This window comes from Hoeflea prorocentri (assembly GCF_027944115.1).
GTDB lineage: Bacteria > Pseudomonadota > Alphaproteobacteria > Rhizobiales > Rhizobiaceae > Hoeflea_A > Hoeflea_A prorocentri.
Window position 1 is genome coordinate 4140344 of sequence record NZ_JAPJZI010000001.1, and the last position, 18788, is coordinate 4159131.

Below are 18788 nucleotides of genomic sequence, written 5' to 3' on the forward strand. Positions count from 1 at the left end.
TGTCCTGTTAACGATCCATTAGGGTTAACAGAATATTTATGGAAGAGAGGGTAGATCATTTGAAGCTAATGCATTCCGCGCAAGAGTGGAATCACCTGGCAGCAAGAATGTTCGCCGGAGCCGGACCAATGGACGGCGGGGACAATCGGACGGAAACGGGGTCGTCAATGGGCAGCACGCAAAACAAACGCCGGACAGCTTCCAACCTTTCAAGATCGGTATGCGCACTCGCGATTGTCGCTGCGCTTGCCGGCTGTGCCAATGTCAGCAATATCAAGACGGGATCCGTCCCGGTGGGCAACAAGCCCATTGCGCAGATGAACAGCTCCGAGCTTTCAAGGGCAGAAGGCAAGTATGCTTCGGCTTACAAGTCGAACCCGAAGGACAAGGCTATCGGCCTCAATTATGCAACGCTGTTGCGTATGACCGGGCGCAACGATCAGGCGCTGGCTGTCATGCAGCAGGTGGTGATCAACCACCCGACCGACCGGGATGTGCTGGCAAGCTACGGCAAGGCGCAGGCATCGGCCGGCCAACTGGAAAAGGCGCTGTCTACCATCCAGCGCGCCCAGACACCGGACCAGCCGGACTGGAAACTGCTTTCCGCGGAAGGTGCAGTGCTCGATCAACTCGGGCGATCCAAGGAAGCGCGACAATTCTATCGCAAGGCGCTCGATATCGTTCCTGACGAACCGTCGGTTGTCTCCAACCTGGGCATGTCATACCTGCTTTCAGGCGATCTGCCGACCTCGGAAACCTATCTGAAGAGGGCGGTGGCTTTGCCGGGCGCCGACAGCCGTGTGCGCCAGAACCTGGCGCTCGTCGTCGGGCTGCAGGGCCGCTTTGGTGAAGCGGAACAGATTGCCTCCGCTGAATTGTCGCGGCAACAGGCACAGGCCAATGTCGCCTATCTGCGCTCCATGCTGCAGCAGCAAAACGCCTGGTCCAAACTCAGCGACAAAAAAAGCTAGCGCGAACCACAACAAGCGACAGCCAGAAAGAATGTGGCCCGGTTGTTTTACAGCCGGGCCTTTTCTGTTGCATTGCCGATCAGGCGGATGGGAGGACTAGAAAGTATCGAAGACTTCGATGAGCGCCGGCCCGAGGATGACGCCGAAGATAACCGGCAGGAAGAAAAGGATCATGGGAACGGTCAGCTTCGGCGGCAGGGCCGCTGCTTTCTTTTCCGCTTCCGTCATACGCATATCGCGGCTTTCCTGAGCAAGGACACGCAGCGCCTGGGCGATCGGCGTTCCGTAGCGTTCAGCCTGTATGAGAGCCTGACAGACCGATTTGACCGTTTCCAGCCCGGTGCGATCGCCGAGGTTTTCATAGGCCTTGCGCCTCTCCTGCAGGTAGGAGAGCTCTGCAGTCGTCAATACCAGCTCTTCGGCAAGCGGCGCCGACTGGCTCGCAACCTCGTCGGCAACCCGTCTGAATGCCGCTTCGATCGAAATACCCGACTCCACACAAATGAGGAGAAGATCCAGCGCGTCAGGCCAGGCATTGCGGATCGATTTCTGGCGTTTCGATATCCGGTTCGAAATGTAGACGTTGGGTGCGTAAAAACCGATATAGGCCACGCCGATACAACCGACCACGCGCAGCATCAATGGCTGGTCGGGAAAGGACTCCAGCACGAAAACATAAAAGATCGCAGCCGCCAGGAAAACAAACGGCAGTGTGAAGCGTGCAAAAAGGAAAAGATTGAGGGCGTTCTGCGTACGCAGACCGGCTGTCCTCAGCTTTCTCTCCGTATTGCTGTCAACAAGCGCCTCGCGCAGGTTCAGCTTTTCGACAAGCTGCCTGACCGAGGTGTTGTGCTCGTGTCTGAGAGAGCCGCTGCGCTGATTGGCCTCCGCCGTCATGCGCGCGCGTTCACGCGCCCTGATCTCATCGCGTTCCAGAGCAACCGTCTTCATCCGCGCATTCAGATCGCCGCGCTCAAAGAGCGGCATGAATATGGTGAACAGCGTTGCGAAAACCGCAATGCCGACAAGGACTGCTGAAACAAGCGTTGGATCTGTCAGCGTCTGGATCATGATATTTCCGCTTTTCTAGCCGTTCGGACCTGTTGCCACTCAGATTTCAAAGTCGATCATCTTGCGCATTACGAGAATGCCGATTGTCATCCACACAAGAGATGCGCCCAGGATCACGTTGCCGCGCGGATCGGTGAACAGCGGCATGATGTATTGGGGTGTGGTCAGGTAGACCAGAAGGACGATGATAAAGGGCAAGGATCCGATAATGGCCGCCGACGCCTTGGCTTCCATGGACAGCGCATTGACCTTCGCCCTCATCTTCTTGCGGTCGCGCAATACGCGCGAAAGGTTGGCGAGCGCCTCGGAAAGATTGCCGCCGGCCTGGGCCTGAATCGCAACAACGATTGCAAAGAAGTTCGTTTCCGGCAGCGGGATGCTCTCATGCAATCTGGCGCAGGCCTCCGGAACGGTCATGCCCAGTTGCTGCGACTCCACGACCCGCTTGAACTCGCTGCGCAGCGGTTCCTGGGCCTCGGAAGCAATCAGCCTGAGTGAATCGTTGATCGGCAGGCCGGACCGGATCGAGCGCACCATCACATCCAGCGCATTTGGAAACTCGGCAAGGAATGCCTTGAAGCGGCGCTTGCGTTTGAAACCAACCACCCATCGCGGCACGCCAACACCACCGACCACAGCGAGGCCGGCAACAATGAAGAGGGGCGTGCCAAACATCAACGGCACACCGCCGAACAGAACCGCGCTGACCACGCTGAATATATAGAACTGGGAAACACTCATGTTCCAGCCGGTCTGTTGCAGCGCGACCTTCAGCGGCGGTGAGGTATGATTGACCTTCTTCTTCTGTTTTTCTTCCAGGTCTTTGAGGGATTCCTGGACAGATTTCTTCCTCTTGGCCGCCTCGTTCAGATTGTCCCGGGCGGCCTTTAAAGCCCGGCTGTCGGTTTCGGCAAGTTTGACCTGTTTGAAGCGTTTGTCGACTTTTTGCTCGGTTTCAATGGACTGAAACATCACGGAGTAGGCCAGCCCGCCGGCAGCAACAGCCACCAGGACAATAATCAGCAAGACCTCGGCTTCTATTCCGAACATATTATGTGCCCTCTCCGTCGACCATCTCTCAGGCGACTGCCTGATCCATACTGTCGATTGCTTCAGCCAGACGGCGCTCTTCACCAAAGTAACGGGCGCGCTCCCAGAATTGCGGGCGGCCGATTCCGGTCGACATGTGCTGACCGAGAACCTTGCCGTTTGCATCTTCGCCGTTGATATCGAAGGTCATCAGATCCTGGGTGATGATCACATCACCCTCCATACCCGTGACTTCCGTAATGTGGGTGATGCGACGCGAACCGTCCCGTAGGCGGGCCGCCTGTATGATGATGTCTACGGAACCGCTGATGATTTCGCGCACGGTCTTTGCCGGCAGCGAGAAGCCGCCCATTGCAATCATCGATTCGATACGGCTCAGGCATTCGCGCGGCGAATTGGAGTGGATCGTTCCCATGGAACCGTCATGGCCGGTGTTCATGGCCTGTAGCAGGTCGAACACCTCAGGCCCGCGGACCTCGCCGACGATGATACGCTCGGGCCGCATACGCAGACAGTTCTTGACCAGATCGCGCATGGTGATCTCGCCCTCGCCTTCAATATTCGGCGGCCGGGTTTCAAGCCGCACCACATGAGGCTGCTGCAACTGCAGTTCGGCTGAGTCCTCGCAGGTGATCACCCGCTCGGTTTCGTCGATATAGCGCGTCAGGCAGTTCAGCAGGGTGGTTTTGCCGGAGCCTGTGCCGCCGGAAATCACCACGTTACAGCGCACGCGGCCGATAATCTGCAGGATGGTCGCGCCCTCGGGCGTGATCGATCCATAGTTGACGAGCTGGTCGAGGGTCAGCTTGTCCTTCTTGAATTTACGAATTGTCAGCGCTGTTCCATCCAGCGCAAGCGGCGGCGCGATAACGTTGACGCGGGAGCCGTCGGGCAGGCGCGCATCGCATATGGGGCTGGATTCATCGACACGACGGCCGACCTGACTGACGATGCGCTGGCAGATGGAAAGAAGCTGGCTTTCGTCGCGGAAACGAACCTCGGTTTCCTCTACCTTGCCCTCGACTTCGATGTAGCTCTGTCCAGAGCCGTTGATCATGATGTCGGCGATGTCGTCGCGTGCCAGAAGCGGCTCAAGCGGACCGTAGCCCAGTACATCGTTGCAGATATCCTCGAGCAATTCTTCCTGCTCGGAGATCGACATGGCGAAGTTCTTGATCGTGATAATGTCATTGACAATATCGCGAATTTCCTCGCGCGCGCTCTCATTGTCGAGCTTGGAAAGCTGTGACAGGTCAATCGTATCGATCAGCGCAGAAAACACCTGCGACTTTGTCGTATAGTAGCTGTCCGTTTTCTTGGTTGCCCGCTTCTTTTTCTCCGGTCTTCCGCCACCGGGAGTAATGGGCGTGTTGACGGTCATCTCCTCCGGCTCTGCTGCCGGGGCGGGCGCCGCAACGTTCGTTTCCGCCGTGTCCAGTTCCGGTGCCAGAGGTGGAGTGCGGACGATTGTGTCCTCCACCTTTCCGAAGCCGCCGTTTCCGCGTTTGCCAAACATGTATTACCCCTGCAACCTGAGACTCTTGTGCGACCTGTTAACGCTTCAGGAGCGACCGCAGGCCGGCCAGTCCCGACTTCTTCTGACTTTTCACTTCCGCTCGCCCGGTCAGGACATGCGCCAGCTGAGAGAACGTCTCGGCCGTCGGCGCCTTCGGGTCCGTTTCGGCGATCATCCGACCGCTGTTGGACGCATTGCCGAAAAGCTGGGCGTCGAACGGTATGATTGCCGTCGCCTCCAGTTCCAGCGGCTCACAGAAATCGTTGACCGAAATTTCTGGCCGCTTGGGCATGCCGACCTGATTGAGGATCAAACGAGCCGGCCGGTCGTTCGGGCGAATCTTGCCAAGCATATCCATGAGGTTCTTCGTATTGCGAAGGTTCGGAAGATCCGGCGTTGCAACGACGGCGACATCATCCACCTCGGTAAGCACAGCCTTTGTCCAGTTCGTCCACATATGCGGAATATCGAGAACCGTCACGGGGGCGGTCCGCTGGACAATCTCCAGAACCGGCTCGAAGGTCGACCCGTTAAAGTCATAGGTACGGTCGAGCATGGACGGCGCCGCGAGCATCGAAAGATGCGAAGCGCATTTCGACAGCAGCCGCTCCAGGAAAACGTCGTCAAGACGCTCGGGCGAAAAGACAGCTTCGGCAATCCCCTGAGGCGGGTCCTGATCGAAGTTTATATTGGCCGTTCCGAATGCAAGATCGAGATCGGCGAGAATGACTTCCGTCTCAAAAAGACCGGAAATGCCCCACGCACTGTTGTGAGCAATCGTCGACGACCCGACGCCGCCCTTTGCTCCCAGAAACGCGATCGTGCGGCCAAGCGGATCGGCGTCCGGATCGACGAATATGTTGGAAATGACGTGCAGGACATCGGCGATCGAAACCGGTCCCACCAGATATTCCGATATGCCGCGCCGGATCAGCTCGCGGTAGAGGAACACGTCATTGTCATAGCCAATGACCATGACCTTTGTCGACGGATCGCACACCTCTGCAAGGTCCTGCAGGCGCTCCAACAGCTGGTCACCGGTTTCCGTGTTCTCGAGAATGACTAGGTTTGGCGTGGGAGAAGACGCATACATTGTGCACGCGGATTCTATGTTTCCGCTCACCGTGCGCAGATGCGTACGCGCCAGACGCCTGTCCTCGGCCATGGAACTTATGGTCTGCAGGAGATTTTCAGATTCACAGAAAGCCTGTATGGAGATTCGCGGCAATGGCCGCAGACTGTCCATGGCGTCCTTGTTTTCGCCGGTATCCAAAAGGCTCTGACCACCTTCCGGGTTTTCAGCTACCTCACTCATATCATCATCCCGCTTTGCGTTCTCGAATGATCCTGGTTCGGACCGATTATTCATCGCCGCCCGTGGCGGTGGACCCGTACTGCCGGTAATTTCCGATCACGACGTCACGCCTTTGCGCGTCGATAGGAGACATATCTCGCGGCGCAATCAGATCCGACGGATTGGCTATCTGAGCGGCCAGATTGTTCTGTGTCGCACAGCCGAAATTCTCATAGTGCTTGTTTTCCATCGTATTGAGCGCAATATCCTTCGGCCAACGTCCGCACTGGGCGGTATGCGCGCCGATCGCCGTAAAGCTCAGCCGGACGGGAGCCGCATCATTCTGCGCGGCGGCCTGATAGGACTGATACGCAATCTTGCGTGACGGTATGCCCTCTTTAACGAGGATTTTCTTGATCTGACCAGCGAGGCGCGATGCAGCGGCTGCGTTCGCGGAGCCAACCGGGGTCATAATCTGAACCGTGCCGGAGGCATTCTCGCGGTACTCGGCCGCAAATCCGCGGACCATGCTTGTCCTGCCGAAATTCAGATCCGTGTCGGTGCTGGCGACAGGGACATCCAGATTGTGCGCCTTTTCCGAGATCATGATCGGATGATTGGTCCGATAATCATCGGGAATTGAACCGACCTCGATATCGTGGACGTTGGCACAGCCCGCCAGGAGAGCGGCAAAGGCTACGGCGGCGATGCCGGCCGGCGTGAACGATTTGCGTTTTGTGGGCTGGTTCATAGAAACAGTTTCCGTGTAGGTCATTTGTGGTTCCAACCCTTCGTCACTTGTAGATAAAGCCGACAACACCGTGATAGCGGCCCTTGGGAAGATCGGTTTCCATCTGCCCGTAGACCCGGTTCACGCGACCGAGAAAATTCGCTGCGCCGTCGCTCGATGCGTTGAAATTGTCGTCAGGCCGCGACAGCTTGTTGCGTGCCACAGGACGGACAAGATAAGGCGTTGCGATGATGACGAGTTCCGTTTCGTTGCGCACGAAATCGCGGCTGCGGAACAGTGTGCCGAGTACGGGTACTTTGGACAATCCAGGAAATCCGCTCATGACCTGACGAAGATCGTCGCGAACCAGTCCTGCAATGACGATGGAGCCGCCTGACGGCAGTTCGACAGCCGTATTGGCTTCCCTTCTGCGAACACCGTTCAGCGTGCCGCCGCCATTGGTCCTTACGCCGCCCAATGATGCCGCACTGCCTTCAAAGGTTGGCTCAGACACTTCCGTTCTGACGCGAAGACTGATGCGGCCCTCCGACAAGACGACCGGTGTAAATTCGAGACCGATACCCCATTCCTTTTCGTCATAGGTCTGGACCGAACCACCGGCAGCCGTTGTGGTTATTTCCCTGAGGAACTGAAATTCACCGCCGACGAAAAACGTGGCCGGTTCACCTGAAATTGCGGTCAGGGTGGGTTCGGCCAGCGTTTTCATCACACCGGCCTGCTCCATTGCCCGGACATAGGAGTCCAGTCCGAAGTTTCCGAAACTACCGCCTACCAGACCACCCGAGTTCGTGATCGCAGCACCAAGTGCGGCGGGATTGACGGAGTCGAAAACGGGATTGCCGTTTTGGGTTATCGTCGTGTTGACGCCCAGCTGCTTCAGGATCTGCCGACTGACTTCGGCGACCGTCACTTTTAGCGTCACCTGATCCTCACCCGCGATGTCGAGGAGGTTGATGATCTGCGAGACCTGCCTTTGTTCAGCAAAAATCGCCGCGTCTCCGCCCTCGCCTATGGCGGTGATATTGCGGGTCGTCGCCTCACCGCCCTTGAGGAAGATTTCGGCCAATTGGCTTGCCCGGGAGGCGTCTTGAGGCGTACGGACCGTTCCTGTCAGGACAATGTTATCGCTGATAATCTCGACCGTGATATCGGAGTCCTCGATGAAACGGGAGAGCTGTCGCTGCAAGCCGGTGATATCGCGCTCGACAGCAAGATCCAGACTGACAATCTGTTTGCCGTTTTTTCCGAAGACAAAAATGTTGGTTTGGCCGACGGCCTTTCCGAAGAGATAGATGCGGCGCGCAGAGCGCGTGACTGCATCGGCGACCTCGGGGTCGGCGACCAGAATATCCTGCGCATCTTCGGGCAGATCGACAACAATGGCCTTGTTCAAGCCAAGCTTGACGTCTTTGACATTACCAACACCGGATTTCTGGATCTTTATCGATTGTGGGTTGGCATTTGCCGTCGCCACAAAGGGTTCGGCCGTAAAGACCATGGCACAGGTCAGTGCCACGCCCGCCAGCAGCGATTTGCGACCGAATGCCGATGCAAGAGCTGAAAAATTGGTTCTATGCACTGTCTTATTCCCCGGTCTAGTTGGCTGCGCCGACATTGATGATCTGGCCAGAGCGGATCAGTTGAATGGATCCGCCGTCTTCGCCGCTCAGAAGATGATCCGCACCGCCGGTGTCAGGATCCTGCACATCGGCAACGCTGCGCAGGGCGAGCGTCAACCGAGAGGCCATCTGCTGGGCAACGGCGATGATTTTTGCCTGCTCCGGCGTCAGCTCCAGCGTGGCGGTCGATCCAACGGCAGTTTTCTTACCGTCCTCATCCTCACGAATGCGCTGGTCAATCGCCAGAACGCGGATGTTTTCCAGAATCGTTTCCGTCAGGAAACCGGCATCGTCCGAATTGCGGACCATGATGACGTCAACGCGGTCATTTGGAAGAATGAAGCCACCGGCGCTCGTTTCAACCGATATGCCGGTTGAGACGGCTCTTTTGCCGGAAGGCAGAATGGACGACATGATTCGCGTACCCGCATCGACGATCTTTTCGGTGCGCAGCGGCTCACCCTCGAAAACGGGCAGCCTGACGATCGACCCCTCCAGTTCACCGACCGCATCGGGCCGCGTGGAGCGGGTGATAAAGCTGTCAGAAACGGAATCTTCGGGCCATTCCTGCCAATCCAGATTGGCTTCGGTCAACCGGGAGCCGATGGGCAGGCTGCTGGAAGCGACCAGGACACTGTCGGTCCTTACTTTCTTCACTACTTCACGGACTGGCGCGTTGTTCGCCTGGCCCATGATGTTCAAAATCAGGTATCCGGCTGCGACTGCGGCAACCAAAGCGATGGCCATTACTATTAAGCGTGCGGGCTTCATACCGTTTCCCCGGAACACATTTCCAATTGTCGGGCAAACAATGCAGCATGAATCGTGTACTTATGGTTAATGCGCCGCTACCAATCTTACTTAACAGCAATTTAATCAGTCAGAGAAAGGGTTTAACCGCCAGAGCGGCAAGTAACGGAACGGAAGGATTGAAAGGCCCCGGCGTAACCGGCCGATGGCAAGGCGACCGCGTCAGAGGGCGGTTCAGTGGTGCAACAGGACCATTTGTACGAGCGGCGATTGCGGATAGCAGATAAGCGCTGCGATCCCGATCGCAATTCCGTAGGGGATACCGGCTTTCGGCTCGAGCAAATGACTGACCGGACCAAATCTGTAGATCGCGAAAGCCGGCAAACGGCAGATAACCAGCAGGATGGTCAAGAGGCCGCCTATCATCGCAACGGCGACCAGGAAGTCCAGCAGTTCCATGTTCAGACCGAACCACACGGCCGTCGCGGTCAACAGTTTGGCGTCACCGCCGCCCATGACACCGATCCCGAACAAGCCAAAGCAGACCACAAAGACAATCAGACCGGCTGCAAAGTGCATGGCATAGTCCTGCCACGGCAAACCTGCAATCGGAGCAACAATGGCAAACGTTGCCAGCAAAATGACCGACACCCGGTTCGGTATTGTCATTGTCAGCGCATCGGAGATGGCTGCGAACGCAAGGCATAAAGGGAAAACCACCATGATCGCCGAGGTCAGCACTTTATTCTCCTGTTGAACCGTTTTCCGCGGTCTTTCCACCGCCGGTTCATATGAACAATGAGTTCTTTAAAAAAAATTACCGCCCGGAACCTGATCCGGGCGGTAAATATCGCGTTTCACCTAAGTCGGCATGGGTATGGCGCATAACTGAATCAGTGCTGCACTGCCTTGCTGACTTGAGGGAGCAGCATCGCTGAGTTGGTTTTGCCAACTCAACGATGCAGTCAGCTATTAGCTAACGGCGCCTTCAAGTTCACCCTGAATGTCGCCGAACACGCCAGAAAGGCCGGTCTGCAGACCATTAAGGGCTGCGATGATGCCCACGGCAACCAGAGCAGCGATCAGGCCATATTCAATGGCAGTCGCGCCGGATTCGTCTTTCATGAAACGTGCAAACATCTTTGTCATTGGATAACTCCTTGCTCCACTTATTCAGCACGTCCGTCAGTCTTTTTCACACTGATCGGACGAGGGGCACGCTACCGGACAGGTTTTGAAAACAGCTTAAGAAACATGGTTACCGAAAGGTTGGCAAAGCAGGCACGGGATTTGTTGGTAAATCCTATATTAATCGGCGTCGCCGTTTGCCGTGCGAAACGCCGCAGACCGCAAGCCGGCTATATTGCCGGGCGTATATATATAATGTGTAGCGGCGTTCCCTTTGATGCACATGGGACGTGAAACCCGCACAATTGCGACCTGATGCACCACTTCATTTGAACTTTTTACGCGGATTTGCCTGACGTTAAGTCTTCATTCACCATTCCGGGCGACTTTTAGGGCAGTTTCATCCAAAGCCGCGCCGCGGGGAGCATTCTATGTTCAAGCTGTTTGACATTCGTTCGACCGTCCGATCGATCAGCACGGTGGCCATCGTGCTCGCCGCACTGGCCGGTACGAATGCGCCTGTCCTTGCGGAAAACCCGATCAAAGTCGATCTCGACTATGCTAGGGTCATCAAGCTGGACCGGCCGATCAGCCGCGTTATTATCGGAAACGCCGATATAGCCGACGCAACCGTCTCAGATCCGAAGACAATCATTCTGACCGGTAAAAGCTTCGGAACCACAAACCTTGTCATCCTTGACAATGACGGTAACGCGATCGTTGACGAGCGCGTCCTGGTTTCGCTCGAGGCGCACAACACCATGCAGGTTTATCGACAGGTCGAGCGCCAGATCATGTCCTGCACGCCCGCATGCGAACCTTTGGACCTTGAGCGATAGCCGTTTCCAAAAAATAGTAAACAGAGCCGGAATCTGCTGAATTGGTTCCGATCAATTTCGGATACCGATTGTAAACTCCTTTGTATTAGGATTTGCAGACAGGTCCAGTTAGCGGGGTTGTCATGCCGGTCCTTTTGAGTAAAGCGCGCGAACGCGATGCGCGTGTGAGGGGTTTGAGACGGTTCTCGATTGTCCGTGTACGACGGGACGAGAACGGCGCCACCGCGATTGAGTTCGCGTTGCTGGCAATTCCATTCTTCCTGCTGATATTCGCCATTATCGAAACCTGCATCGCATTTGCCGCCGAGCAGACGCTGAATTTTGCCGTCGACAAAATCGGCCGTGAGTTGCGTACCGGCCAGATCACCTTCAACACCGGCGATTCAACCGATATCACCGAGGAACAGTTCAAGCTCCGCCTCTGCAACGAGGTCTCGATCATGTTCACATGCGGGCCGGATACGGACAGCAGACTGTTCTTCGATCTGCAGAGCTACAATGATTTCGCATCAATCCCGACAAACGTGCCGCTTTCCGGTGGAACGCTGGACACGAGCAGTTTCGATTTCGATCCCGGCGGCCCTTCAACCATTAACGTGCTGCGGGCGTACTACGCTTGGAAAGTAACGGCTGATCTGTTCCGTCCCTATATTGCGAATGTGAGGATATCAGGCTCATCGGAAGAGAACCACTATCTGATCGTTGCGACCACCGCGTACCGGAACGAAGCCTATCCGACAACAGGCGGAAGCTGACGCGTCGAGGAAGGCTTAAGGGCAAAAGTATGGCCGGAGACAGATCGGACATCAAAGAAGAGCGCGGAGACGCAGTCATGACATCGACAATGCAATCGTCGCACAACAACAGGGTCAGCCTGAAATCGCGCGTGCAGAACTTCCTCGGCAACAAGGAAGGTGTCGGCGCCATCGAGTTTGCTTTCGTCGCACCTATCCTGGTCGTCCTCTATATCGGAGCCGTCGAGATGACCGTGGCCCTTTCGGTGGATACCAAAGTGTCAAGGGCCGGCAATGTCACCCTTGATCTCATCACCCAGGGAACAACCACATCAAAGGATGACCTGGAAGACATGGAGGATGTTGCCAAAAGCATCCTGGCACCCTACGCGTCCGATCAGGTCGCATTGGGCTACACGGCAATCCAGGTAAACGCCGCCGGCACCGAAGCCAGGGTTCAATGGTCCTGGCGCAGCGACACCGAAACGCTCCCCGCAAAAAACAGTGTCATCACGATCCCCAACAGCCTGATGATCGGCGACGCCTATTATGTTCGTGGCGAAATTGCCAACACGCACGATTTGCTGACGTCCATTCCCTTCACGGGCAGCACCGTGAATTCTTTCAACCTGGGCGAAACCTACTTCATGCGGCCACGGGTAGGAACGGAAATCAATTGCTCCGATTGCAATACCTGATCCACGTGTTGTGAGCGGGTCCATTTTTTGAAAAGGCGATGACCGCGGACGTCGGTTATCGCTTTATCCAGTTGGGCTTTGATGCTCAGCAACACCCTCGCATCAAGAATCCTGTTGTGGCCGGCCGTGTCGCATAATAGTTTGTGCACGACTGTCTCGAAGACCCCTTCGAGCTCAGTATCCGAGCGCCTTTAAGAATAATAGACGGCAGAGAAAACATGGCCCGCGCAATCATCTTGCTTCTTGATTCCTTCGGTATCGGCGGTGCGCCGGACGCCGCCATGTTCGGCGATGCCGGCTCAGACACGCTCGGCCATATCGCCGAACAATGCGCAGTGGGCCTTGGCGACCGGCAGGGACTTCGGCAGGGGCCTTTGCTGTTGCCCAATCTGACCTCGCTCGGCCTCGTACAGGCCGCAAAGCTGGCAACCGGACAGGTCCCGGCCGGCATGGATGGCGATATCCAGCCAATCGGCCTTTATGCATGCGCCAATGAAGTGTCCCACGGCAAGGATACGCCATCCGGGCATTGGGAGATTGCCGGCGTTCCGGTGCTCTTTGACTGGGGTTATTTCCCGGAAGGGGAAGAAACGTTTCCCGCCGACCTGCTGGAGCAGATTTACGACGCCGCGGATCTGCCCGGGAGTCTCGCCAACTGCCACGCGTCGGGCACGGTTGTGATCGATGAATTCGGAGCCGAACACATTTCTTCGGGCAAGCCGATCTTCTATACATCCGCTGACAGTGTGTTCCAGATTGCGGCCCATGAGAATCATTTCGGGCTGGAGCGGCTCTACAGCCTTTGCGAAATCATCCGCAAACTGATCGATCCTCTCAATATCGGCCGGGTTATCGCGCGACCCTTTGTCGGGGACAATGCCGGGGAGTTTCAGAGAACCGGCAACCGGCGCGACTATTCCGTCCTGCCGCCAGAACCGACCCTGCTCGACCGGGCATGCAATGCGGGGCGCATGGTCATTGCAGTCGGCAAGATCAGCGACATTTTTGCCCACCAGGGCATCAGCGAAATGCGCAAGGCCGACGGCAACGAGGCCATTTTCAATACAACGATTTCGGCCATGGATGCAGCCGGGGACGGCGATATCGTTTTTTCCAATTTCGTCGATTTCGACATGCTTTACGGGCATCGCCGCGATGTGCCAGGCTATGCAGCGGCCTTGGAGCGATTTGACGCGCGCCTGCCGGAAATCGCCAGGAAGCTGAAACGCGACGATCTTGTTGTCGTGACCGCCGATCATGGCTGCGATCCGACATGGCGGGGAAATGATCACACGCGCGAGCGTGTGCCTGTATTGTGCTTCGGCTCCGGCGTGACGGCAGGATCCGCCGGTGTCAGGCAGACCTTCGCGGATATCGGCGAGAGCATCGCGGCACATCTCGGGCTTGCGCCCGGGCCGCATGGAAGGAGTTTCCTTTGACACGGCACATCCCCAAGGCTGAACTCCATTGCCACATTGAAGGCGCCGCGCCGACCGAACTGGTTCGCCAACAGGCACGCAAATATAGCGTCGACATCGATCATCTGATCGACGGAAAACGGTTCGTCTGGGACGACTTCACGAGTTTCCTCGCGGCCTATGATGCCGCTGCCGCCCTGTTCAAAACAGAAGAGGATTACGCACTTCTCGCCGAGAGTTATCTGGCATCCATCGCGTCCGAGGGTGCACTCTACAGCGAGATTTTCATCTCACCCGATCATGCCCGCCTGGCCGGTCTGTCGCCACAGGCCTATGTCAACGGGCTTGGCGAGGGCATTGAAAGAGCGCGGGACAAATACGGCATCGAGGGCCGTCAGATCATCACCTGTGTCAGGCACTTCGACAAGGACGCCGCCATTGACGTCGCCCGGTTTGCCGCCGCGCGGCCGCACCGGACGGTCACCGGTTTCGGCATGGGCGGAGACGAGCGGATCGGGTCCCACGCGGATTTTTCCGATGCGTTTGACATTGCCCGGGATGCGGGTCTCGGCATTACGACCCACGCCGGCGAGATCGCCGGAGCCGAGAGCGTGCGCGATGCGCTCGAGCATGTGCGCCCTGCCCGCATCGGCCACGGTGTGCGCGCCATCGAAGACATGTCGCTTGTCGAGCATCTGGCCAATGAAGGCATTGTCCTTGAGGTTTGCCCCGGGTCGAATGTTTCGCTGTCAGTCTATGAGAGTTTCGGCGCGCACCCGTTCAGGACCCTCATGGATGCCGGTGTAAAGGTGACACTGAATTCCGACGATCCGCCGTTTTTCGACACCAGTCTCGGCAAGGAATACGCAATCGCACAAGCCGAGTTCGGTCTCAGCGACGAAGAACTCGTCGAAACGACGCGCACAGCGATCAATGCGGCCTTTGTCGACGAAGACACCCGCACATCGCTCCTTGCAAAGTTGTGACAAACCGCGCTGCCAGGGCCTTGGCCGGTTGCTTCTGCTTGCTGCCCGATCGTGGTCGATGCAATATGCGCTCAACATATTGAGCGCAGCCAGTTTGAGAAGGACATCACCATGGACGGCGTTACCGTCATCGACCACCCGCTGGTTCAGCACAAGCTGACAATCATGCGAAAGAAGGATACGTCCACAGCCGGCTTCCGGCGGCTTCTGCGCGAGATATCGACCCTTTTGTGCTACGAGGTGACGCGCGAGCTGGCGCTTACGCATGAAAATATCGAAACGCCACTGACCGAAATGGACGCTCCCGTCCTTGCCGGCAAGAAGCTGGTGTTCGCGTCGATCCTGAGGGCGGGAAACGGCCTGCTGGAAGGCATGCTTGACCTTGTTCCGTCAGCGCGCGTGGCCCATATCGGACTTTACCGTGATCACGATACGCTTCAGGCGATCGAATATTATTTCAAGGCGCCGGAGGACATAAGCGACCGTCTGGTTATTGTCGTTGACCCGATGCTTGCAACAGCCAATTCATCCATTTCAGCAGTTGAAAAACTGAAGGAACGTGGCGCGCATAATCTGCGCTTCCTTTGTCTTCTGGCGGCGCCGGAGGGTGTCGAAGCGTTTCGCAAGGCACATCCGGACGTGCCCGTGTACACCGCGTCGATTGACAGCCATTTGAATGAGAAAGGCTATATCGTTCCCGGCCTCGGCGACGCCGGGGACCGCATGTACGGAACCAAATAGGCTGCGACAGGCCGTACACAATTCAATCAGTGCAATCTGATCCCAAAAGTTAACGTTTCCCTAACCTGTACAGCACACAGTGTCCGGTATGTCGGGTCGCTCTGGCGGTCCGTTAGGATTCACCTGCTGTACTGCGTGCACTTGAGCACAGGGACGTTCATCATGATGCGGATCTTTTTACTGGCTGCCGTCGTTTCGGGCATAGCCGTTGCAGTGCCGAAGGTCGTCGACGGACAATTGGGATACACCACGGAAGAAACTGCAAAACCGATACGTCAAACGACCGAGCAGGCCCCGGTTGCAGCCTATGCCGGCGGACGCGATGTTGTCATCGCCGCCGATGCACGGGGACATTATCTCAGCAATTTCCGCATCAATGGCAAACAGATCGCCGGGTTGATCGATACCGGCGCGACCGCTGTTGCGATCAACCGGTCGACCGCGCGACAGATCGGGGTCTACCTGACACCATCAATGTTCACATACCGTATCAACACCGCTAACGGCACGACCCGGGCCGCACGGGTGATGCTACAGTCCGTGGAACTCAAATCCATCAGGGTGCGTAATGTCGAAGCCTATGTGCTCGACGACAATTCGCTTGGCGCGACGCTGATCGGCATGAGTTTTCTCAATCGCCTGACGTCCTTTCAGGCACGTGACGGCAAACTCATTCTCAAGCTTTAGCAAGCATCGCCTATGCGCGCACGTGCCCGACGATGACGGATGTTTCCGGTATCGTTTCTGTGATGTCGTAGCAGGCGCGCACGGATTGCACCGCACGCTCGGCGGCTGCGTCATCGGCTGCATGCACCCGCCCGATGGGCTCGCCGGCCGATACTTTCGAGCCAAGCGCGGCAAGCTGCGTCAGGCCGACCCGCGGATCAACCGGATCCTGCGGTCGGGTGCGCCCGCCACCAAGCGAAACAACAACAAGGCCGACCTTGCGTGCATCAATCGCGCCGACATACCCGTCCTGAGGCGCGGGAATATCCCGCACAATCGGGGCAGCCGGCAGGTGATCGCTGTAACGATCCATAAAATCGGCAGGCCCGCCAAGCGCTGAAACCATTGCTGCGAAGTGTTCTGCCGCCTTGCCGGAGGAGAGCGCATCCTGTGCCAATCGGGCGCCAAGATCGGCGTCGGCTGCAATCCCTGACGCGGTTATCATCTCAGCGGCCAGGGCAATGGTGACATCTTCCAGGCGTTTGTCCCGATGCGCCCCGGTCAGAAACTCTACGGCATTGGCAACTTCGACTGCATTGCCCGCGGCGCTCGCCAACGGCTCATTCATATCGGTGATGATAGCCGAGGTGGAAAGGCCGGCGCCATTGGCAACGGCAACAAGGCTCTCCGCCAGGGCCATGGCCGCCTGCGGCTCGGCCATAAACGCCCCATTGCCGGCCTTGACATCGAGCACCAGCGCCTGAAGGCCGGCGGCAAGTTTCTTGGACAGTATGGATGCGGTGATCAGGGGAATGGATTCCACGGTCGCCGTCACGTCGCGGATACCATAAAACCTTTTGTCCGCGGGCGCGAGGCGTCCGGTCTGCCCGATGATCGCGCAGCCGATGCGATCGACAACATCGCTGAACAGGGCATTGTCCGGCATGACCTGATATCCGGGTATGGACTCCATCTTGTCCAGCGTTCCGCCGGTGTGCCCCAGACCACGGCCCGATATCATCGGCACCGCCGCCCCGCAGGCCGCAACAATCGGCGCCAACATCAAGGAAACATTGTCGCCCACGCCACCGGTCGAATGCTTGTCGGCAATGGGGCGATCAATCTGCGGCCATTCCAGCACGTCGCCGGAGTCGCGCATGGCAAGCGTCAGGGCAACCGCCTCGTCGCGGCTCATACCGTTGAAAAACACCGCCATCGCCAGGGCCGCCACCTGCCCTTCTGAAACGGTGCCGTCGGTTATGCCACGCACAAATTCCCCGATTTCGGCCCCGTCAAGCGCCTGCCCGTCACGCTTTTTGCGGATAACTTCCTGAGGTAGAAAACTCATGACAATTCTCCAGCGGAAAGCAACACTAGCCGGACAGCATGTGTCTCAGGATCGAAGCCAGCCTCTCGCCGCCGAGCGGCGCCATTTGCTTGGTTTCCTCATGGGAAATCTCGTCGCCGCTCATACCGGCGGCGAAATTCGTAACCACCGATGCCGCCGCGACCCGCAATCCCAGGAAACGCGCCAGTATGACTTCGGGGACAGTCGACATGCCCACCGCATCGGCGCCCATCATACCTGCCATCTTGATTTCGGCCGGTGTCTCAAAGCTCGGGCCGGAAAACCACATATAGACACCGCTGAAAAGATCGATGCCGACCTCTCGCGCGGCCGCATCCATTTGATCGGCCATCTCGACGTCATAGGCGTTGGTCAGTCCGACAAAACGTCGGTCACCCGGCTCACCGATGAGCGGATTGGCTCCTGCGTAATTGATGTGATCGGAAATCCTCATCACGGAACCGGGCGGCATTTCCTTTCGCAAAGACCCCGCCGCATTTGTCAGGATGAGCTTTTGAACGCCCAGCCCATGCAACGTTTCAAGCGGCAAGCGCATGGCCGATGCATCGCCTTTTTCATAATAGTGCGCCCGCCCGGACAACATGATCACAGGTGTTTCACCCATATGTCCGGCAACCACTTCCGCTGCATGGCCCGATACGCCGCTGTGCGGGAAACCTTCAAGGTCCGCATAGGAGACACGGACCGGATCACGCAACTCGCCGGAAAGCGAACCGAGACCCGATCCCAGAACAATGGCGGTCCGCGGATTGAGGCCGCCCAGTTTCTTGTCGAGTACCGATAGAGCCTGAGTCATTTCAGAACTTCCGCGTCAAAGGCGAGGGGCAACAGTTCGCCAAGGGTTATGGTTTTTACGATACCGTTCATATCGCACAGGTGGATTTTCGTATCCGGGCCGCCAAACTCGGCCAAACGCTGACGGCAGCCGCCGCAGGGCGTGCACGCCTCCATTTTTTCGGCGATGACCGCGACTTCCTCGATCTGCTTCCCGCCACCCATGACCATGTGGCTTATGGCCGTGGTTTCCGCGCACCAGCCCTCGGGATAGGAGATCACCTCGATATTGGCGCCCGCATAGATCCGGCCATCATCGGCGCGCAGTGCAGCGCCCACCGGGAAATGCGAGTAGGGTGTGTGGCAGCGGCTCATGGCATCTCGTGCTGCCTCGAACAAATCGCTGGACATGG

Annotated in this window: 20 protein-coding genes; 8 read left to right on the forward strand and 12 right to left on the reverse strand. The window is 57.3% G+C overall.

All coding sequences use genetic code 11. The features are described 5' to 3' along the window. The first annotated feature begins 167 nt into the window (after positions 1-167). Positions 168-971, forward strand: coding sequence for a tetratricopeptide repeat protein (locus OQ273_RS19475; protein WP_267992561.1), 804 nt, complete (start codon positions 168-170; stop codon positions 969-971). 96 nt (positions 972-1067) lie between these two features. Here OQ273_RS19475 and OQ273_RS19480 read toward each other — a convergent pair whose 3' ends face one another. From OQ273_RS19480 to OQ273_RS19520, 9 genes are all read right to left on the reverse strand, one after another. Further along, entirely contained in the window at positions 1068-2042 is a 975-nt protein-coding gene (locus tag OQ273_RS19480; protein WP_267992563.1) for a type II secretion system F family protein, read from the reverse strand. 39 nt (positions 2043-2081) lie between these two features. After that, a complete protein-coding gene (locus tag OQ273_RS19485; protein ID WP_267992565.1) occupies positions 2082-3092 on the reverse strand; it encodes a type II secretion system F family protein in 1011 nt (336 codons plus the stop codon). Positions 3093-3120: 28 nt separating this feature from the next. Beyond that, positions 3121-4608 carry a TadA family conjugal transfer-associated ATPase gene (locus OQ273_RS19490; protein WP_267992567.1) on the reverse strand — a complete coding sequence of 496 codons (1488 nt, stop codon included), beginning with the start codon at positions 4606-4608 and terminating at the stop codon, positions 3121-3123. A 37-nt stretch (positions 4609-4645) separates the two neighbouring features. After that, entirely contained in the window at positions 4646-5854 is a 1209-nt protein-coding gene (locus OQ273_RS19495) for a CpaE/TadZ family protein (RefSeq protein WP_425493429.1), read from the reverse strand. 115 nt (positions 5855-5969) lie between these two features. Beyond that, the gene (locus OQ273_RS19500) at positions 5970-6653 is read right to left on the reverse strand and encodes a CpaD family pilus assembly lipoprotein (protein ID WP_267992571.1); all 684 of its coding nucleotides are present in this window, start codon (positions 6651-6653) and stop codon (positions 5970-5972) included. Positions 6654-6696: 43 nt separating this feature from the next. Continuing rightward, positions 6697-8151: a type II and III secretion system protein family protein gene (locus tag OQ273_RS19505; protein ID WP_425493430.1), complete on the reverse strand. Its 1455-nt coding sequence runs from the start codon at positions 8149-8151 to the stop codon at positions 6697-6699. A 97-nt stretch (positions 8152-8248) separates the two neighbouring features. Beyond that, complete coding sequence (cpaB, locus tag OQ273_RS19510; RefSeq protein ID WP_267992574.1) at positions 8249-9043, reverse strand: Flp pilus assembly protein CpaB; 795 nt, start codon at positions 9041-9043, stop codon at positions 8249-8251. Between the two features lie 213 nt (positions 9044-9256). Further along, the gene (locus OQ273_RS19515; RefSeq protein WP_267992575.1) at positions 9257-9763 is read right to left on the reverse strand and encodes an A24 family peptidase; all 507 of its coding nucleotides are present in this window, start codon (positions 9761-9763) and stop codon (positions 9257-9259) included. Positions 9764-9994: 231 nt separating this feature from the next. Further along, complete coding sequence (locus tag OQ273_RS19520) at positions 9995-10171, reverse strand: Flp family type IVb pilin (RefSeq protein WP_267992577.1); 177 nt, start codon at positions 10169-10171, stop codon at positions 9995-9997. Between the two features lie 410 nt (positions 10172-10581). On the opposite strand from OQ273_RS19520, the gene OQ273_RS19525 reads away from it, so the two are divergent. The 7 genes from OQ273_RS19525 to OQ273_RS19555 all read left to right on the forward strand — a co-directional run bounded on the left by OQ273_RS19525 (position 10582) and on the right by OQ273_RS19555 (position 16253). After that, positions 10582-10989 carry a pilus assembly protein N-terminal domain-containing protein gene (locus tag OQ273_RS19525; RefSeq protein WP_267992578.1) on the forward strand — a complete coding sequence of 136 codons (408 nt, stop codon included), beginning with the start codon at positions 10582-10584 and terminating at the stop codon, positions 10987-10989. A gap of 122 nt (positions 10990-11111) precedes the next feature. Further along, positions 11112-11744: a TadE/TadG family type IV pilus assembly protein gene (locus OQ273_RS19530; RefSeq protein WP_267992580.1), complete on the forward strand. Its 633-nt coding sequence runs from the start codon at positions 11112-11114 to the stop codon at positions 11742-11744. Positions 11745-11821: 77 nt separating this feature from the next. Then, entirely contained in the window at positions 11822-12421 is a 600-nt protein-coding gene (locus tag OQ273_RS19535) for a TadE/TadG family type IV pilus assembly protein (RefSeq protein ID WP_267992582.1), read from the forward strand. Between the two features lie 218 nt (positions 12422-12639). Continuing rightward, the gene (locus OQ273_RS19540; RefSeq protein ID WP_267992583.1) at positions 12640-13860 is read left to right on the forward strand and encodes a phosphopentomutase; all 1221 of its coding nucleotides are present in this window, start codon (positions 12640-12642) and stop codon (positions 13858-13860) included. Beyond that, a complete protein-coding gene (locus OQ273_RS19545; protein ID WP_267992584.1) occupies positions 13857-14825 on the forward strand; it encodes an adenosine deaminase in 969 nt (322 codons plus the stop codon). Before OQ273_RS19540 ends, OQ273_RS19545 begins: the two co-directional genes overlap by 4 nt. Before the next feature lie 111 nt (positions 14826-14936). Then, positions 14937-15566, forward strand: a complete 630-nt coding sequence (gene upp / locus OQ273_RS19550; RefSeq protein ID WP_267992585.1) for a uracil phosphoribosyltransferase — start codon at positions 14937-14939, stop codon at positions 15564-15566. 162 nt (positions 15567-15728) lie between these two features. Next, positions 15729-16253, forward strand: a complete 525-nt coding sequence (locus OQ273_RS19555) for a TIGR02281 family clan AA aspartic protease (RefSeq protein ID WP_267992586.1) — start codon at positions 15729-15731, stop codon at positions 16251-16253. Between the two features lie 10 nt (positions 16254-16263). Here OQ273_RS19555 and deoA read toward each other — a convergent pair whose 3' ends face one another. The 3 genes from deoA to OQ273_RS19570 are packed head-to-tail and all read right to left on the reverse strand — an operon-like array spanning position 16264 to position 18786. Further along, positions 16264-17580, reverse strand: a complete 1317-nt coding sequence (deoA, locus tag OQ273_RS19560; protein WP_267992587.1) for a thymidine phosphorylase — start codon at positions 17578-17580, stop codon at positions 16264-16266. A gap of 25 nt (positions 17581-17605) precedes the next feature. Continuing rightward, positions 17606-18397 (reverse strand): purine-nucleoside phosphorylase, encoded by a 792-nt coding sequence (locus OQ273_RS19565; RefSeq protein ID WP_267992588.1) that lies wholly within the window; start codon positions 18395-18397, stop codon positions 17606-17608. Then, complete coding sequence (locus OQ273_RS19570; protein WP_267992589.1) at positions 18394-18786, reverse strand: cytidine deaminase; 393 nt, start codon at positions 18784-18786, stop codon at positions 18394-18396. Before OQ273_RS19570 ends, OQ273_RS19565 begins: the two co-directional genes overlap by 4 nt. Positions 18787-18788 lie beyond the last annotated feature (2 nt).

What these genes read in the sequence shown, in the direction of transcription:
- OQ273_RS19475 (WP_267992561.1), top strand. Translation starts at nt 168, where the DNA reads ATGGGCAGCACGCAAAACAAACGCCGGACAGCTTCCAACCTTTCAAGA.
- OQ273_RS19480 (WP_267992563.1), bottom strand. Translation starts at nt 2,042, where the DNA reads ATGATCCAGACGCTGACAGATCCAACGCTTGTTTCAGCAGTCCTTGTC.
- OQ273_RS19485 (WP_267992565.1), bottom strand. Translation starts at nt 3,092, where the DNA reads ATGTTCGGAATAGAAGCCGAGGTCTTGCTGATTATTGTCCTGGTGGCT.
- OQ273_RS19490 (WP_267992567.1), bottom strand. Translation starts at nt 4,608, where the DNA reads ATGTTTGGCAAACGCGGAAACGGCGGCTTCGGAAAGGTGGAGGACACA.
- OQ273_RS19495 (WP_425493429.1), bottom strand. Translation starts at nt 5,854, where the DNA reads ATGGACAGTCTGCGGCCATTGCCGCGAATCTCCATACAGGCTTTCTGT.
- OQ273_RS19500 (WP_267992571.1), bottom strand. Translation starts at nt 6,653, where the DNA reads ATGAACCAGCCCACAAAACGCAAATCGTTCACGCCGGCCGGCATCGCC.
- OQ273_RS19505 (WP_425493430.1), bottom strand. Translation starts at nt 8,151, where the DNA reads ATGGTCTTTACGGCCGAACCCTTTGTGGCGACGGCAAATGCCAACCCA.
- cpaB (WP_267992574.1), bottom strand. Translation starts at nt 9,043, where the DNA reads ATGAAGCCCGCACGCTTAATAGTAATGGCCATCGCTTTGGTTGCCGCA.
- OQ273_RS19520 (WP_267992577.1), bottom strand. Translation starts at nt 10,171, where the DNA reads ATGACAAAGATGTTTGCACGTTTCATGAAAGACGAATCCGGCGCGACT.
- OQ273_RS19525 (WP_267992578.1), top strand. Translation starts at nt 10,582, where the DNA reads ATGTTCAAGCTGTTTGACATTCGTTCGACCGTCCGATCGATCAGCACG.
- OQ273_RS19530 (WP_267992580.1), top strand. Translation starts at nt 11,112, where the DNA reads ATGCCGGTCCTTTTGAGTAAAGCGCGCGAACGCGATGCGCGTGTGAGG.
- OQ273_RS19535 (WP_267992582.1), top strand. Translation starts at nt 11,822, where the DNA reads ATGACATCGACAATGCAATCGTCGCACAACAACAGGGTCAGCCTGAAA.
- OQ273_RS19540 (WP_267992583.1), top strand. Translation starts at nt 12,640, where the DNA reads ATGGCCCGCGCAATCATCTTGCTTCTTGATTCCTTCGGTATCGGCGGT.
- upp (WP_267992585.1), top strand. Translation starts at nt 14,937, where the DNA reads ATGGACGGCGTTACCGTCATCGACCACCCGCTGGTTCAGCACAAGCTG.
- OQ273_RS19555 (WP_267992586.1), top strand. Translation starts at nt 15,729, where the DNA reads ATGATGCGGATCTTTTTACTGGCTGCCGTCGTTTCGGGCATAGCCGTT.
- deoA (WP_267992587.1), bottom strand. Translation starts at nt 17,580, where the DNA reads ATGAGTTTTCTACCTCAGGAAGTTATCCGCAAAAAGCGTGACGGGCAG.
- OQ273_RS19565 (WP_267992588.1), bottom strand. Translation starts at nt 18,397, where the DNA reads ATGACTCAGGCTCTATCGGTACTCGACAAGAAACTGGGCGGCCTCAAT.
- OQ273_RS19570 (WP_267992589.1), bottom strand. Translation starts at nt 18,786, where the DNA reads ATGTCCAGCGATTTGTTCGAGGCAGCACGAGATGCCATGAGCCGCTGC.